Source organism: Paenibacillus sp. 01T47 (genome assembly GCF_056398245.1).
On record NZ_JBFTPA010000005.1, the window covers coordinates 353,393 to 369,927 of the forward strand.

The following is a 16,535-nucleotide window of genomic DNA, read 5'->3' on the forward strand; positions in this document are numbered from 1 at the left end:
CTGGAAAACGCTATATTCTTCTAAATCGGCAATCAAATTAAGTTTAAAGTCAACCTATACATGAAGAGGAGGCGATCGGAGAAATGGACAATTCCCGATATGAAGGATCTTTAAAACTTCATAAATCGTTTAGTCAGCAGTTTTTAATTGGTGCAGCTGTAAATATGAAGACGCTGGTCACACAACGCGAGTTGTTGGCTTATCATTTCAATAGTGTAACGGCTGAAAATGAGATGAAGTTCGAGCGTTTGCATCCTGCAGAACACCAATATACTTTCGAGGATGCGGATCGAATAATGAATTTCGCGAAAGTAAACGGAATGCAAGTAAGAGGGCATACGCTGGTCTGGCATAATCAAACGCCTGCTTGGGTGTTCGAGAATGAGACTGGAGGTCTAGTTGATCGCGATACGCTGTTGGAGCGAATGAAAGCCCACATCAATACAGTGGTTGGGCGTTATAAGGGTCAAATTTATGCATGGGATGTCGTGAATGAAGCCATATCTGATAGTAGCGAAGAACAACTTCGTTCGTCCAAATGGCTCGACATCGTCGGTGAGGAATTCATTTCCAAGGCGTTCGAATATGCGCATGAAGCCGATCCCGAAGCGCTGTTGTTCTATAACGATTATAACGAGTCCGTACCTGAGAAGAGGGAAAAAATTTATAGACTGGTAAAATCTCTGAAGGAGAAGGGCGTGCCAATTCATGGTATCGGACTGCAAGCGCATTGGAATCTATCCCATCCGTCACTGCACGATATCCGAACTGCAATTGAACGTTATGCTTCGCTGGGGCTCAAACTGCATATCACGGAGATGGACGTGTCGGTGTTCGAGTTTGAAGATAAGCGAACCGATCTGATATCACCTACTTCCGAGATGATGAGTCTTCAGGAGGATAGGTATTCCGAGTTATTCCAGCTGTTCTGCGAATATAGCAATGTGCTGACGAGCGTGACGTTCTGGGGGGCCGCGGACGATTATACTTGGTTGGACAACTTCCCAGTCAGAGGGCGCAAAAATTGGCCATTGCTGTTCGACAAGGAACAACTGCCGAAAGGATCGTACCACAAGTTGGTCAGCAGATAGCATAAACGTTTAAAAGCAAGAATATCGTAAAGCTTTCTTTGCTTAGGTGATCATGCGATTCGATACAACATGAAAGCCCTTCTGCCCGGTTATATCAGGGCTAGAAGGGCTTTCATGTTGTATGGTCATTTATTATATATAGAAATGTCGCTTATATGATGTAGGCGATTCCCTAAATATGCTTTTTTGAATATGCAGGTGAAAAGATCAGTAATAAGAAATTCTCAATGCAAAATGAGCTGCGAGTGACTATTGTGTGAAGCCGAAACCAAGAATTGTAAATCGCTTGCTCTCATGCTCTGACGCCATTCTGATTTCTACTGTATGCTCTTTCGATTGCTGCTCCCGAAATAAAATGAGGGCGTGGCAACGCGTCCACTTGACGGTTTGGGACTCCGCCACCTTCACAAGCTTGCCGTCAACCCAAATATCGGCGTTTCCGAAGTCGTTGCTTCCGGAATTTTTATAAATGAGAAGCAGGCTTTTGCAGTGAATCGTCATCGTGAAGCTGTCGCTGCCGGATTCAGATGTATGCATCCAGTTGTCGGGGAATTGGGCTGTGCCGTATGGATGATCATCCATCTCCGCGAATTGGAGTTCGGTATCGGATGCGTAGAAACTGCCTTCCGTAATCTTTGCTACACTAGAACCATTGTCTCTATCCAGCAAACGAACTTCGGCGAAATCGTTGCCGAACATCGGTGGTTTGTCGAGGACGATTTCCTCTTGATTAGGTGCGCAACGATCGGTCTCCATGAATAGCGAGCGCAAGCAGTCGGCCATGATGAGATGTCCCATATTTGTCGGATGATAGATGTCGCTAAAAAATTGCGACTTGGAAATGATGTTGCCCTCGTCCTTCGACTTTTGAAATTGTTTTGTAACTGCATCCTTCACGCTTACCATGGGAAGATCATAATGATAGCCTACAGGAGAAAGTTGTTCCTGCAGATTCCAATCGTTTTCGAACACGCTGAACAGCAGAATGACGGCAGGCGAATTGGCGGCGGCCAGGATTTTCAGTACGAGACTCTCGTAGCAAATCCCTTTCGTCTCGTCGTCAGCGTCATTGACGGCAAACTCCACGACGACGATGTCCGGTTGAACCGTTCCGTTTCTCAGGACATCTCGCTCATAGCGAATCATGCCCAGTTCAGAAGGCGTACCGCCTAAGCCAGCTTTAATAAAGCGAATCTGATTACCTCCGTCCTTACCGAACATCTCTTTAAAAGCGGTATATGTTTGGTGAGCATAGCAGGACGTATGGAGCGGGTCTGCTCCAGCTCCATGAGTAATGGAGCCGCCAATGAAAGCAATCGTAACGTTATCGCCTCTCTTAGCCTTTTCAATGGCGGCTTTCAATCGCTTATTGTTGCCTTTGTCAAGCAGCGATTGGGCGATCATCTCATGATAAGCCTCCGAGTTAACATCAACGAGCTTCTCAGTTGCGTTCAAGGATAGACCATCTGTCATTGTGATTCCCCTTTCTTAGCTTCAATTAGTCTATCTTAGTACAAACCAACCGAGCAGCAAACCCGTCAAAGTATAGTTAAAGGTTCAGAAATTCGAGCCATGATAACGAAATAGATTGGCTAGCAGTATTCGCATCCATTTATACGAAAAGGAGTACTGTACTTGTTTTACATAACAACTAATATGATAGATCCTAAATGTTGAAAAGTAGGTTTTATTGCACATTAAGAATTTCTTGGAAGTGTTGGCTAGTAAATTTACAATCACTCCATCGCAGAATATATCAATTATACGTGAGTATAGATCATTGTTTTTAGGCTGCTGATAATTTACTATTTATTAGAAAGTTGGTAATTAATTGAAGAATAAACAATGCATTTACGGAGGTGTATGGGCTGGAAAGGAAATGGAAGCACGGATAGGGGAGTGTTAGCCGGTTGCCTGGACATCGTGAAATATTTCTTTTCTACAATGTTGGAAGCGCTTCCAAACAACGTATTTATAGGGGGATTACATGGTGCGTATAAAAGAATACAGGATGAGAAGTGAATCTATTAAAAAATTTCTCTACATACTGCCTTTCATGGGTTTACTAGCTACCTTTGCATACTACCCGCTATATGGTTGGGTTTATGCCTTCTTTGACTATACGCCGCCGACACCTTTGTCTCAATCCACTTATGTTGGTTTCAAGTGGTTTCGTTCCTTAGTCGAAAACCAAGTAAAGATAGACCAATTGCTTCAGGTTATCAAAAATACGTTTGGGATGAGCGGCTTGGGCCTGCTCTTCTCATGGCTACCAATGATTTTTGCTATATTTTTGAATGAGATAAAAGCTTTGCGTTTCCGGAAGTTTGTGCAGACGGTAACGACCTTGCCAAACTTTATCAGCTGGGTACTAGTCTATTCATTGGCCTTTTCTATGTTATCGAGTGAAGGCATCATTAACGGTCTATTGAACCAACTGGGACTCATCGATTCTCCGATCCTATTCCTTCAAGACTCTGAACATGTATGGATCACCATGTGGGGGTGGTCAATCTGGAAAACGTTGGGTTGGTCAGCCATCTTGTATATAGCTGCCATTATGAGTATAGATGAATCCCTTTATGAAGCGGCGCGTGTAGACGGTGCGACAAGGATGCAGGTCATATGGCATGTGATTTTACCAAGTCTGATGTCAACCTATTTTGTTCTGTTAATGCTGCAAATTGCGAGCTTCCTGAATAATGGCTTGGAGCAATATTTTGTTTTTCAAAATGCATTTAACAAAGAAAACATACAGGTTCTGGATTTATATGTGTACAACCTAGCCATGGGGGGCGGGAGCTATTCCGTTTCTGTTGCGATCAGCATGCTGAAGAGCTTGGTCAGTGTTGTGCTTCTCTTTTCAGTGAACGGATTATCAAAAATGATAAGAGGAGAGAGCGTGGTATGAGCGATAAAGCAGCAGGCCTGGCAGCGAACACTGTTAACAACAACAAGCAGTCCAGCATAACCGACATCTTGATCTCATCATTGATTTATACCTTGTATACGCTGTTTGCTCTACTATGCATTTTTCCATTTTACTCTATCATTATCAATACAATAAGTGCCAATGATCTTAGCGCCAGAGGCGATATTGTATTCTACCCGCAGCAAATCCATTTCCAGAACTACTTGGATGTATTTAAGATTCCGGGACTATGGAACGCTGCCGTTGTATCTTTGGGAAGAACGCTGATCGGGACTTCTTTGACCGTTGGGGCTTCAGCCTTTTTGGGATTCATGTTTTCTCAGGAGGATATGTGGGGGAGAAAGTTCTGGTACCGCTTCACAATAATTACGATGTTTTTTAATGCAGGAATTATTCCGTGGTATCTCACCATGCGATCCTTGCATTTGACTAACCATTTTTTGGCCTACATTTTGCCGACAATAGTAGCCCCGTTTTTTATCATTCTTGTAAAAACCTTTGTGGAATCAACGCCTAAGGAATTGCAGCAGGCTGCAAGTATCGATGGGGCTGGGGTTATGACCATTTTCTTCAAAGTGATATTGCCTATAAGCAAGCCGATATTAGCTACAGTTGCCATATTTGCAGCGGTGGATCAATGGAACTCTTTTCAGGATACGCTGCTGCTCGTCACTGACAGCAAATTGTATAGCCTGCAGTTCATTTTATATAACTATATCAATCAAGCAAGCTCATTATCTACCATGGTCAATCTTCAAAATGCCGGTTCTACAGCCATGGCAACTCTGGCAACCAAGCAAACGACAACATCAATCCGTATGACGGTTACCATTATTGTTGTTGCGCCTATATTGCTGGTTTATCCGATCTTCCAGAGGTTTTTTGTAAAAGGGATTATGATAGGGGCAGTGAAAGGCTAACCTGCACCATTATAATAAAAAAATGAATTGAGGGGGTTTACCATTGAGTAATCGTCATAAAGCGGTGAAAAAATCGATGGTGGTGTTGTTTACTTGCATATTCATGGTGACAACAGCATTGGCCGGCTGCAGCAAATCGGAGCCCAGCACGGATGAAAAGGGACCACAAAACCACACCACGATTGATCACAGCAAGCCGCTAACCCTTACCGTATTCAGCAACGCGGCAAATTACCAAGGAGAGCAGACCGGGTGGTATGGGAAGCTTCTCAAAGACAAGTTTAATATTACATTGAACATTCTTGCTCCTCAGGTAGCCGGCGATCAGTTATACAAGACAAGATCGGCAGCAGGTGATCTGGGAGATATTCTGATCATCGAGAATAGTCAATTGGAAGAGTTGATTCCGGTCGGTCTTGTAATGGATATCACCGATCGGGTTGCAAATACGAAGTACCTGTCACAATATGTGGACAATCACTTCAAGCCTTTTAATGGAGGGTTTGATAAAGTAAATCCGGAAGGCAAGATTTATGGTCTGCCGACTTTTGTAGCGGATACTTCACCAACAACATTTTCAGAAGAACTGCCTTACTCCAGTCCAATCCTGCCTTGGGATTACTATAAGGGAGTAGGAGCTCCTAAGCTGAACAATCTGACCGATCTACTGAATGTACTGAAGAAGATGCAGGAAGAATACCCTAAGACGCCAGACGGCAAACCGATCGTTCCGATCACGCTGTGGAAGGATTGGGACGGCGGGGGGATGGAAAATGTACGCTGGTTGAGCAACTGGTACGGTTATGAACAGCCTAATGGTACCTCTACGATACAGTTGAATGCCAAAGGCGACATCGTTCCGCTCATCGATGACAACAGTATGTACAAAAAAATTGTGCAATTCTATTTTACTGCAAATCAAATGGGTCTGATCGATCCGGACTCGGCATCTCAGGACTGGAACAAGGTTGCTGAGAAGCTTACCAACAAGCAGGTGCTTCTTTTGTGGTACTCATGGCAAAGAGGGTTTTACAACTCGATTGAAAGAGGGATGAACGGAGATGGGAATGTCGCAGTTCCGATCGCTGACACCCGAATCATTCAAAGCAGCGATGCTTATTACGGCAGCGGGAGAGTATTTGCAGTCGGTTCAAAAGCCAAGGAACCCGACAGAATTATGGAATTCTTGGATTGGTTCGTGTCTCCTGAAGGCCTGCGCTACACGACGAATGGTTTTGAAGGCTTCAACTACGAAAAGACAACAGACGGCAAGTTTAAGCTGACCCAAGTCGGTCAAACGGCATTTCAGGAGAATACACCTGTTCCGGAGGAATACGGGGGCGGCGGGTACCAGGATGGCCAAAGCAAGATCAATAGTATGATCATGAGCGATTTTGTGAAGGACCCCGATTCAGGAGAGTTTTATAACAATAATTACTGGAGCTCTACAAAAGAAGCTAACAAGACAACTTTAACGACAGATTGGCAGAGTACATTTAATGCAACGAACGCAACAGAATACTACCTGAAAAATAATATGATCGATATTGTACCTAACATTAATACAAGTTTCGGTGTTGATTCATCAGATATCAAAAACAAGCGAAGCCAAATATCGGATTATGTAAAAAACACATCATGGAAAATGGTTTTCGCAAAAAATCAAGGGGATTTCGACCAGCTGTGGGCAAAGATGAAGACAGATGTGGTGGGTCTGGGTTGGAATGATGTCGTTGCCTCGGATACGGAAAAAGCTAAAAAAATCGTTCAAATGCGTGCTGAAGCGTTAGCAAGCAAATAAATAAAATCTTTCATAATTTCAAACAAGAGGGGTATGAATGAATAATCATACTCCTCTCCTTTACTAGATTACTTAGATTGAAGGGAGTCGTTATCATTGCTTAGAGTCATAAAGGTTAACAATGGAATGGTCCAGGGTCTTTCAGCAGCGGACCCGCGAATTACAAGCTTCAAAGGAATCCCATTCGCCGCTCCACCTGTGGGCGAAAACCGCTGGCGTGCCCCTCAGCCCGCGCAAGATTGGGAAGGCATATTCAAAGCATTCGAATTCGCGCCGATATCGATGCAGGTGAGACAAGAGATCGACGAAAATAATATCTATACCCGGGAGTGGGCCGTGGAACCTGACATTGCGATGGACGAGGATTGCCTCTACCTAAACGTATGGACACCAGCCAATCGTGCAGATGAAAAACTACCAGTCTATGTATGGTATTTTGGCGGAGGACTGCAAGTTGGCCATCCTTCCGAAATGGAGTTTGACGGCGAACGCATGGCTAGACGGGGCATCGTGGTGGTTACGATCAACTATCGTTTGAATGTCTTTGGGTTCTTGTCCCATCCCGACATTACGGCGGAAGCCCCAGAAGCTCCCGCTAACTTCGGCAATCTCGACCAGCAGGCGGCTACAAGGTGGGTCAAGAGCAATATTGAAGCTTTCGGCGGTGATCCTGACAATATCACCATCGGAGGGCAGTCCGCCGGCGGTGGAAGCGTCATGAGCCAGCTTACTTCACCTCAGAATGAAGGGCTCTTTCAAAGGGCAATTATACAAAGCGGAATCTTTACGCCGTTATACCCGGGAAATCTTATGCCGCTTCTTCGGAGCAGCTTGGCAGAAGCGGAACAGGACGGTGTGAAGTTTTTTGAGTATCTCGGTATATCCTCGCTTGCAGAAGCCAGGAAGCTGGATGCGGTGTATCTCCGCGACAAGGCGGTGGAGTACCATGGATTCTGGGGCACCGTCGCAGATCAAGTGTTTAGCTTGGGTAACCCGTTTGAATTGTTTCTTCAAAACAAGCGCTGGATGGTACCGGTAATGTTCGGTCATACGTCCACCGAGTTTTTCAGCGTTCCGCAAGTCGACACCATTGACGACTTCAAGCAAATGGCCATCGCTTTGTTTGGCAATGATGCCGATACCTTTATGGAGCTTTGCAGCGTTCAGCCTGATCATCTCGAAGAGAGCAAGAAGAAGGCCTCGGTGAGCGGCATTGAATATGCCATTCGAATTGCTGCGCAAGGGAGCGCCGATGCTGGTGCCGATACCCCGCTGTATTATTATAATTTTGATGCTGAAATACCGGGTTGGGATAACCCTGGCACTTTTCACTCGGTGGACCTCTGGTTTTTCTTCGAGACGCTCGCTAAATGCTGGAGACCATTTGTAGGCAAACATTATGATTTGGCGCGCCAGATGTGCAATTACTGGGTGAATTTCATCCAGTCGGGAGACCCGAACGGACTCGATGCTACAGGAGAGGAATTGCCGCAATGGGAGCCCTATACTACCGAAGCCCCGTATGGGATGCTGTTCGCAGATCGGGCCGAGTTTTCTAAGGAGCAGCCTAGCGAAATTATGAAGTTTCTAGTGGAACAATATTTCAAGAACAACAGGCTGAACCGCAGCGCCCTTTCATTCGGATGAACCGATTTTGACATAGCTGTCCGGGATGGAAATTATTCATTTGCATGCTTTTGAAATTTTCTTGGCGAATACCCCGTTATTTGTTTGAATTGCCTGCAGAAGTGTTCCACATTATGATAACCGCTAAGAGAGGCTATTTCAGCAATGCTCTGATTGCTGTGAATTAAGTATTCTTTGGCCATTCGAATGCGGCTGTTGATGACATCATCCATGCAAGAGGTACCAAATGTCTTTTTGTAAATATTCTGAAGATAGCCCGGACTGATACAGAGATAATCCGCCATTTTCGAAACCGTCCAATAATCGCCAGGATGGTTTTGAATGGCGATGCGAAGCTTCAATAAAGGATAATGTTGAGGCAAAATGTCAACTTGAAAGTAAGATTCTAATAGCTTGTTGAACAGCGTACGGAGTAAACAGTCAATGGAGGATTTTTTGTAATCTCGATTAAAGCTGTGTTCAATGACGAGCAGTTCAAATAACTTGTAGCAGTAGTCCGGATCATTTAGAAAAAAGGGAACGCCTAACGGAAGCGAAGATTCCGTAAAGTAAGGTTCATTGGTTTCGAAGCGAATCCAGTCATTGACGAATTGATCCGCACAGGCCTGGTAATATACTTTTTGTTGCGGGCAATAGAGAATGGCGTTATGGGCGGGATATTCCTTTAATTCGCCATTGACCCAGAATTGTGCGGGAGTTTTGTTGATGACAAGGAGCCAGTGATTGCCAATAGGGACATCGATAACAAAATTTTTTTCGTGCGTAGTATTGCATTCTACATAATGAATATGGGTCATGAGCCCCTCCTTGTAATTAGATCTACTATATTAAGTAGAAGAAATTTATGGATTAATATTCAAATGCGTTACAACAACCAATAATATAAACTAATGGTAAAAGGTTGAATTGAAATTATGCCCTTTCGGCTTTCCGAGCGGAAGCGAAAGGGCTAAAAAGTTATATTCTCGTTAGTTGAAGCTTTGTTATAGTTGTCATTAACCTTTCACACCACCGACGACCATCCCTTTGACAAAATACTTCTGTAGAAACGGATAGACCATAATAATAGGCAAGCTGGCTACAATCGTCATCGTTGCGCGAACCGATGTTGGCGTAACCGTCGTTACATTGCCCTGGGCATTAGCAAAGGCATCGGCAGCCGAGCCGCCTGAGCTCGTTGTAGCGCTTGATGTAGACAATACCTTCATCAGTTCATACTGCAAGGTGCTTAGTTCTGGCCGGGAAGAGTTGTACAAAAATACATCAAACCAGGAGTTCCACTGGGATACCGCTACGAATAGAGACACCGTAGCAAGAGCCGGTATAGTAAGCGGGAGCACAATGCGCGTAAATGTGATAAAGTCTCCAGCACCATCCATTTTGGCCGACTCCATAATGCCGTCCGGCAATCCTTCAATGAAGGAACGGATAACAATCATATTAAACACGCCGATAATGCCGGGGATAATGTATACCCAGAAGCTGTTCAACATCCCAAGCTCTTTGGTCAGCAGGTAGGTCGGAATCAAGCCGCCGCTGAAATACATCGTGAAAATAAAGATCATAGATACCATTTTTTTTAATGCATATTCAGGACGGCTAATGGTATAGGCCAGCATCGCTGTACAAAAGACGGAGATGATTGTCCCGATAATCGTGCGCGCCGCGGAGATAAAGGTCGCATAAAACACATTGGATTCGTTGAACACATATTCAAAGTTTCTCAGCGTCCATTCGCGTGGCCAAATATAAATGCTGCCTCGAATCGAATCATTCGCATCGTTAAATGACAAGGCAAACATGTTCAAGAAGGGATAAAGGGTCAAAATAACCAGAATAATCATAAAAATAATATTACACACATCGAATATTTTATCGCCTATCGATGAATTTCGAGCTGATTTGGCTTGTTCCATAGCCTTTGCCTCCTTTCAATTAGTACAATCTGCTTTCGCCCATTCGTTTGGCGAGGTTGTTGGCTGCGATGAGGAAGATGAAGCTGACCACGGTTTTAAACATCCCGGCGGCGGTCGCCAAGCCAAAGTTATTCATTTGCATCCCGTATTTCAAGACGAAGATGTCCAGATTTTCCGAAAATTCAACATTGATACCGTTCCCCAGCAAGTACTGTGCTTCGAACCCGGACTCCAGAATATGGCCCAAATTCATAATGAGCAGGATGACAATGACCGGCTTCATGCCCGGAAGCGTAACATGCCACATCCGTTGAAGGCGCGAAGCGCCATCCATTTCAGCCGCTTCATATTGAGTCGGATCAATCGTTGTAATAGCAGCCAAATAAATGATGGTATTCCAGCCGACATTTTTCCATACTTCCGTTACTCCGAGAATTCCCCAGAAATATTCGCCAACTCCCAACCACAAAATAGGATGATCGATGAGCTGCAATCGGAGCAGCAATACATTGACGATACCCTCTGGCGCGAGTGCTGTTTGCACAATATTTGCAGCGACTACCCATGAAATAAAATGCGGCAAGTAGCTAATTGTCTGCACCGTTCGCTTGAAATAAACCTTACGCAATTCATTTAGCAGCAGCGCCAGCACAATGGCCGTTGCAAATCCCAGTACCAGATTAATAGAGCTCATAACGAGCGTATTGCGCAGGACGAGATAAAACTGCTGTTCCTGAAACAAAGATTTGAAGTTATCTAAACCGATCCAGGTCTGGTCAAAAAGATCCTTTGCCAATTTGAATTTCTGAAAGGCAATCGTCCATCCCCAGAGCGGAATATATTTAAATAGGATAACCCAGAGGAGAAAAGGCAATGACATCAGCATTAGCATTTTCTGTTTGGATAATGTTTTGAATAAGGTTCTCAGGCGCGAATCGTCAGAAGTCGATCCTGCCAGCTGTACTGCATGTTTCTTCACCCGATCCGTCTCCCTTCCGGCTAAAACTGTCTCTCTTGAGCAAGCTTAGAAGGGAAAAGTGAAGTGGCTTCACTTTTCCCGGTTCATTATTATCATTCAGATGCTGCTGTCTACCAATTTCCTTCGATACGATCCTTTACTTTGGCGGTTACAAATTTTTCAAATCCAGCAGAACCTAGCTTATTAAACTCTGCGATGTATTCATTCCAAATGGGCTCAAAGGCTGTCTCAGAAGCGAACACCATTTTTGGATAGTATTTCTGCTGTAGGTCGCCTGCTTTCTGATTGAAGATTTGTTCAGGAGAGCCTTGTTCCTTCTCGATACTCCAGGCAGGGTACCAAGCTCGTTCTACCGGTTCGGAGTAAAAGCCGGAGAAGGTCTTCAGACCGTAGGCTTTTAGCAGGGCTAGATCGCCATCCGTGTAATTGACCGCCGCAACCTCTGGCTGACTAGTAGGCACATGAGCGTTGCCGTCCTCGTACACCGAGTTGTTGCCATAACGCGGCCACTCATAATCGAAGTATGCCCAGCCGTATTTACGTTTGAATTCATTGTCGTTGCGGTTGGCTACTTGCTCCTTGCTCATGATGAAACGGCCTTCTTCATTTACCGAATAGGTGACATCTTTTTCACCCCATTGAATGAGCTTCTGATTTTCTTCGGTCAATAGGTTATCCCAATATTTAATGATTCGTATTGGATCCTCAGCGCTCACGGTAATTCCGAGCCCTCGGTTGTTTACAAAGGAGGGAGGATCGATATAGGCATCTGTTATGCTTTCGTCAAAGACAATGGGAAGCGCCACATAACGTAGGTCGTCATTGCCTGCCGCTTTCAAATTGTTGGTAGCATCGCCAATCTGCCAAGCATAGTTGACATATCCGAGCACGCGGCCGGACGTAAGTTTAGCGAGGTACTGGTCTTTGTTAGCAGTAAAGGTTTCCGGGTCAAGCAAGCTTTTCCGGTTCATCGCATTTAATGAAGAAAGCCAGCGCTTCTCATATTCGCTAGCCATATAAAGCTTGGCTTCATGAGTTTGCATGTCAACCATGACGTTGCCGTCGTTTGGATATCCGGCTAGATGCATCGGCTGATTGGTGATGGTGAAAAACTCGCCAGGGGTGCCTGCGAAAGTAAGGAAGCCAATCGTACCTTTTCCGTCTACCGTAGGGTATTTGGCTTGATACTGCTCGATCAGATCAAAATATTGATCAAGCGTTTTCACTTCCGGATAACCAAATTCTTTCAGTACACGTCTTTGCATCCAAAATGTACTGGACGCGTCCGGCTCCATCAAATAGCCGTTTACATTGGCCGTGAAAGGAAGAATATAGATGTTTCCGTCCTCATTCGTGATCTTGTCCATATAATCGCCGTAGACACGCTTGATGTTAGGACCATACTTCTCAATCAGATCGTTGAGCGGGATGAATGCGCCTGCATCCAGAAGCTTAGAAAGCTCGCCTACTGGAGAGATGACATCAGGATAATCGCCGCCGGCGATCATGACACCAGACTTTGTGCTTGCATCTCCTACTACATATTCCATCTTCCAATCGACACCTGTCTGACCTTGGAGGATCTTGCCGATGGTTGTGTTGCTTGCAAGCACGTCTTTATTCGTACCGAAGGCGAAGTAATCGTAGGTTACCGGTTCTGTACTTACCTCGCTTTTCGTTCCTTCTGCCGCTTTGTTTCCACCTGCATCATTATTTGAGCAGCCAGCAAGGAGGATTGTCATAGCCGTTAGAACGGCCAGGCTGGATTGCAGCCATTTTTTGTTGCGCATTGCTGTATCCCCTTTCTCTATCAAAGTATTGTAAGCACTTTCAGTATAGAAGATAGTGTTTATGATTGTTATATAGCAAAGTTTAGATCGGTCTTTGAATAATTAAGTACTTATTGCTCGGAATTTATCTTTTTTTTGTCCAGCGGTAGACGCAGCATGATCCGTGAGCCTCCCCCTGGAGAACTGTCAATCGTGAAGCTGAACGATTCACCGTAGCATATTTTCAGGCGAGTAATGACATTTTTCATTCCGATGGAATCGCCCATAATCGCTTCCTCATGGAGATAATGATGAAGCTCGCTGATCTTCTCCTGATCCATGCCTACCCCGTTGTCTACAATAAGGAAGACAATCTGGCCTTGTTCTTGCGCGATCTGAATCGTAATATAACCGATGCCTGGCACACTCTCAATGCCATGAATGCTTGCATTTTCTACAAACGGCAAAAAGGTCATCTTCGGAATTTCAATATCCAGCAGGGATTGATCCACCTCGATATGAAACTCCAGTTTCGTATCGAAACGGTACTTCTGAATTTCCAGGAAGCTTTCCATTAATTCAAGCTCCTCGCGAATCGTAACGAAGCTTCGCTTCCAAAGAATTGATTTACGGAAAATTTTCGCCATGTTCTGAATCGTCTTGGCCGTCTGCAGCTCGCCCTTCATCTGACTCCGCATTCGGATCGTTTCGAGCGCGTTGAATAAAAAGTGAGGGTTGATCTGACTGTGCAGCGCGTGCAGTTGAGCTTGTCTTTGACTTAGCTCCAGCTCTTTCTTCTGAATTTCTGTAACATACACATCATTGATCAGATTCTCAATCCGCTCGCTCATTCGGTTGAACTCCACTGCAAGCTCGCCAACCTCATCCCGTTCTCGATGATAAGGAATACGTTCGAAGTTTTTGCCTTTTACGGATTTCATGTGTTTCAGAATCTTTTGAATGCGTGTATGGATCGAGCGGGAAACAATAACAATCACAATCGTAGGCACAAGGAAATTAATCCCTGCAAACCAAAGGATAAATTGCCCTGATTGCCGGACATCATATAAAATTTTCTCTTCATCCAATACTCCGTATATCGTCCAGTCTCCCAAATAGCGGTTGTTATGATATTGCTTGCTAATGATGATTGCCTTATTCGGTACGGGTATTTCCTTGAGACTTAGTGTCCGTCCTGTTTTGATCAGATCACTTGGTTGACCGCTCGACAGACGGCCGTATCGAGCTTGAGAAGACGGATCCATAAAGTAAAAATCCCCCTCAAAGCTGGATAAATCAAGAATTTGGTTAATGTATTTCATATTTAAGTCGATTTTCATGACATGCTCATAGGTTTCAAACCGGGGATCGGATAGCTTTTGAATAACGCTGATACTGTCGGACGTCACATACAAATAGGGATACGTGTTATTGAAATTTTCAATTTGATGATACCAATCCGTATTCCGCATCTCGTTCTCGAGCCTGATGATATGGCTCGAAGCCAGTATCGACGGATTGTCGCTCATAATCACAACAGAGCTGATGGATTTGTACTCCTTGTCGGCTCGGTTGAACAGATTGGATATGGCATTTAGAGACTCCACATAGTGGTCATGGGAGGCATGGAGGGTGTTTAAATGATTGTTGAGCTGCTTGTTAATCGAATACAGATAGGAAATACCTGCTGCATCTTCAATGACTGCCCCAAATTCGGCTTTTAAAAGATTTATGGCTTGTTCCGCATCTGTCGTTTTCTGATTTTTGATGTTAATGGTAGTCACATGATAGAACATCACGTTAGTCAGTACGATCGGTATGAATACGCATACAATATAAATGAAGACCAGTTTATTTCGGAGCTTCAGATGATGAAGCCGATAGTTGAGCACGGGGGAGCCTCCTTATTTTTTACCGATAATCTTATTCCGATAATCCGTTGGCGTCATGTTTTCCAGCTTTTCAAACTGGGCGGCAAAATAATCGGCATTTTGAAAGCCTACGAGATCCGCGATTTCGTACATGCGTTTTTTCGTTTGCCGCAGCAGCCGCTTGGCGTCCTCTATGCGAAGCGACAGCACATACTCATTGAAATAAACGCCGTAATTTTTGCGAAACAACTGACCGAGATAGACTGGATTCATATGGAATTCGGCAGCTATTCCTTTTAAATAGATGTTTTCTTTGTAGTGGCTGTCGATATATTTTTTCACTTTTTCAATACTGCCCTCGTTCTTTTCGCCTCGCTTCTCCGCTATATATTTAGCCGCTTCTTCTATAAACTGCAAGAAAACATGCCTTATCTGCTTCAAATTGCGGTATTTCATTTGCCAATTAAGCAATTCGTCCAACCATTGCAGATCTTTTTCGTTTCCTCCCAGCTGCCGGATGATATTGATGATAGCAATCATGATTCGCCTAATTGTATTCGTAACGGCACCTGGAGCGAAATGCCGCTCCTGAAAGGCAATAAAAATGGCATCAATGGCGGAGTGATAACCTTTCAGTTGATTGGCTTCAATCTCATAGATGAGCTTGCTATGCAGTTCTTCATCCACATCAAAGTAATATAAGGGCAGCTTATACAGGTCCGATGCCATAAAGATGCCGTTAAAGCCTGCGGCAAAACGATAATTCAAGCATTCCTCGGCACTGGTTCCGGATTGAGCAATTTGTTTTAAATGGCTTGTAGAATGGCCTATAAACAAAGCTATCGTCGTTGCAAGCTCCGTCTCCAGCATGTCCAGCAGCTTGGCGTAGTTCGTCCGCTCTGCATTGTTTTGCTCGTCCAGCCACAACTGAGGCACAATAAAGCCATATTGATTGTACGCGCGTACATGAATAAGCAGAGCTTGTCCCTCATGATGAAAATATTGCTGGAGTGCCGTTTGCAGTGCTGGAAAATAGTCAATTGCCCCTTGAGGCAGCCTATCTTGTATTTCTGCAATGATATACGTATAGGAAGAGGAGAGTGGAAGCTCCAGCGCATGGGCAATCCGCGCCATCACTTGCTCGCTTGGTTCGGTCTGCAGCAAGCTTTCGATGACGGTTTCGATAAGCGGCTTTTCTCTCGTTATCGATAAGAGCTGTTTTTGATTCAGCGAATTGGCTATTTTTTTCAAAGTGGATGTAAACTCCTGTTCATCAACGGGCTTCAGGATATAATCCGACACATTGTAGCGGAAGGCTTGCTGAGCATAAGAGAAATCGGGGTACCCGCTTAAGATAATAAACAGCGGTTGATGCTCGCATTCCGCTTTCACCTTTTGAATCAGCTCCAGACCGTCTAGCAAGGGCATGCGTATATCCACAATGACGAGGTCCGGGGTCTGTTGTTCGATAAGGTCCAGTGCTTGCTTCCCATTTTCCGCTTCGCCACAAATTTCAAATTGCATAGACGACCAATCCATCAGACTTATTAAGCCCTTGCGCACAAAAATTTCGTCATCCACGATCAGCACCTTATACATGGTTTTTCCT

The 16,535-nt window shown here is 44.5% G+C and carries 12 protein-coding genes; 5 read left to right on the forward strand and 7 right to left on the reverse strand.

Features of this window, described 5'->3' with window-relative positions:
• The first annotated feature begins 83 nt into the window (after positions 1–83).
• Positions 84–1,091, forward strand: coding sequence for an endo-1,4-beta-xylanase (locus AC1DOV_RS13415; protein WP_477508872.1), 1,008 nt, complete (start codon positions 84–86; stop codon positions 1,089–1,091).
• Positions 1,092–1,340: 249 nt separating this feature from the next.
• Here AC1DOV_RS13415 and AC1DOV_RS13420 read toward each other — a convergent pair whose 3' ends face one another.
• A complete protein-coding gene (locus tag AC1DOV_RS13420) occupies positions 1,341–2,564 on the reverse strand; it encodes an SGNH/GDSL hydrolase family protein (protein ID WP_477508871.1) in 1,224 nt (407 codons plus the stop codon).
• Between the two features lie 514 nt (positions 2,565–3,078).
• Between AC1DOV_RS13420 and AC1DOV_RS13425 the strand changes: the two genes are divergently transcribed.
• The 4 genes from AC1DOV_RS13425 to AC1DOV_RS13440 all read left to right on the forward strand — a co-directional run bounded on the left by AC1DOV_RS13425 (position 3,079) and on the right by AC1DOV_RS13440 (position 8,391).
• Complete coding sequence (locus AC1DOV_RS13425) at positions 3,079–4,002, forward strand: ABC transporter permease subunit (RefSeq protein WP_441880511.1); 924 nt, start codon at positions 3,079–3,081, stop codon at positions 4,000–4,002.
• Positions 3,999–4,943, forward strand: coding sequence for a carbohydrate ABC transporter permease (locus AC1DOV_RS13430; protein ID WP_477550191.1), 945 nt, complete (start codon positions 3,999–4,001; stop codon positions 4,941–4,943). Before AC1DOV_RS13425 ends, AC1DOV_RS13430 begins: the two co-directional genes overlap by 4 nt.
• 43 nt (positions 4,944–4,986) lie before the next feature.
• A complete protein-coding gene (locus AC1DOV_RS13435; protein WP_477550192.1) occupies positions 4,987–6,744 on the forward strand; it encodes a type 2 periplasmic-binding domain-containing protein in 1,758 nt (585 codons plus the stop codon).
• Between the two features lie 96 nt (positions 6,745–6,840).
• Complete coding sequence (locus tag AC1DOV_RS13440; RefSeq protein ID WP_477550193.1) at positions 6,841–8,391, forward strand: carboxylesterase/lipase family protein; 1,551 nt, start codon at positions 6,841–6,843, stop codon at positions 8,389–8,391.
• A 32-nt stretch (positions 8,392–8,423) separates the two neighbouring features.
• On the opposite strand, the gene AC1DOV_RS13445 is transcribed toward AC1DOV_RS13440, so the two are convergent.
• The 6 genes from AC1DOV_RS13445 to AC1DOV_RS13470 all read right to left on the reverse strand — a co-directional run bounded on the left by AC1DOV_RS13445 (position 8,424) and on the right by AC1DOV_RS13470 (position 16,525).
• Positions 8,424–9,188 (reverse strand): helix-turn-helix transcriptional regulator, encoded by a 765-nt coding sequence (locus AC1DOV_RS13445; RefSeq protein ID WP_441880519.1) that lies wholly within the window; start codon positions 9,186–9,188, stop codon positions 8,424–8,426.
• Between the two features lie 198 nt (positions 9,189–9,386).
• Positions 9,387–10,307: a carbohydrate ABC transporter permease gene (locus AC1DOV_RS13450; protein WP_477550194.1), complete on the reverse strand. Its 921-nt coding sequence runs from the start codon at positions 10,305–10,307 to the stop codon at positions 9,387–9,389.
• Positions 10,308–10,326: 19 nt separating this feature from the next.
• Complete coding sequence (locus AC1DOV_RS13455; protein ID WP_430060463.1) at positions 10,327–11,235, reverse strand: ABC transporter permease; 909 nt, start codon at positions 11,233–11,235, stop codon at positions 10,327–10,329.
• Positions 11,236–11,396: 161 nt separating this feature from the next.
• Positions 11,397–13,076 (reverse strand): ABC transporter substrate-binding protein, encoded by a 1,680-nt coding sequence (locus AC1DOV_RS13460; RefSeq protein ID WP_477550195.1) that lies wholly within the window; start codon positions 13,074–13,076, stop codon positions 11,397–11,399.
• A gap of 110 nt (positions 13,077–13,186) precedes the next feature.
• Positions 13,187–14,947, reverse strand: coding sequence for a sensor histidine kinase (locus tag AC1DOV_RS13465; protein ID WP_477550196.1), 1,761 nt, complete (start codon positions 14,945–14,947; stop codon positions 13,187–13,189).
• 12 nt (positions 14,948–14,959) lie between these two features.
• Positions 14,960–16,525, reverse strand: coding sequence for a response regulator transcription factor (locus AC1DOV_RS13470; protein WP_477550197.1), 1,566 nt, complete (start codon positions 16,523–16,525; stop codon positions 14,960–14,962).
• Positions 16,526–16,535: the final 10 nt, after the last annotated feature.

Coding starts and splice junctions, on each gene's coding strand:
- AC1DOV_RS13415 (WP_477508872.1), top strand. CDS start 84: ATGGACAATTCCCGATATGAAGGATCTTTAAAACTTCATAAATCGTTT.
- AC1DOV_RS13420 (WP_477508871.1), bottom strand. CDS start 2,564: ATGACAGATGGTCTATCCTTGAACGCAACTGAGAAGCTCGTTGATGTT.
- AC1DOV_RS13425 (WP_441880511.1), top strand. CDS start 3,079: ATGGTGCGTATAAAAGAATACAGGATGAGAAGTGAATCTATTAAAAAA.
- AC1DOV_RS13430 (WP_477550191.1), top strand. CDS start 3,999: ATGAGCGATAAAGCAGCAGGCCTGGCAGCGAACACTGTTAACAACAAC.
- AC1DOV_RS13445 (WP_441880519.1), bottom strand. CDS start 9,188: ATGACCCATATTCATTATGTAGAATGCAATACTACGCACGAAAAAAAT.
- AC1DOV_RS13450 (WP_477550194.1), bottom strand. CDS start 10,307: ATGGAACAAGCCAAATCAGCTCGAAATTCATCGATAGGCGATAAAATA.
- AC1DOV_RS13460 (WP_477550195.1), bottom strand. CDS start 13,076: ATGCGCAACAAAAAATGGCTGCAATCCAGCCTGGCCGTTCTAACGGCT.
- AC1DOV_RS13470 (WP_477550197.1), bottom strand. CDS start 16,525: ATGTATAAGGTGCTGATCGTGGATGACGAAATTTTTGTGCGCAAGGGC.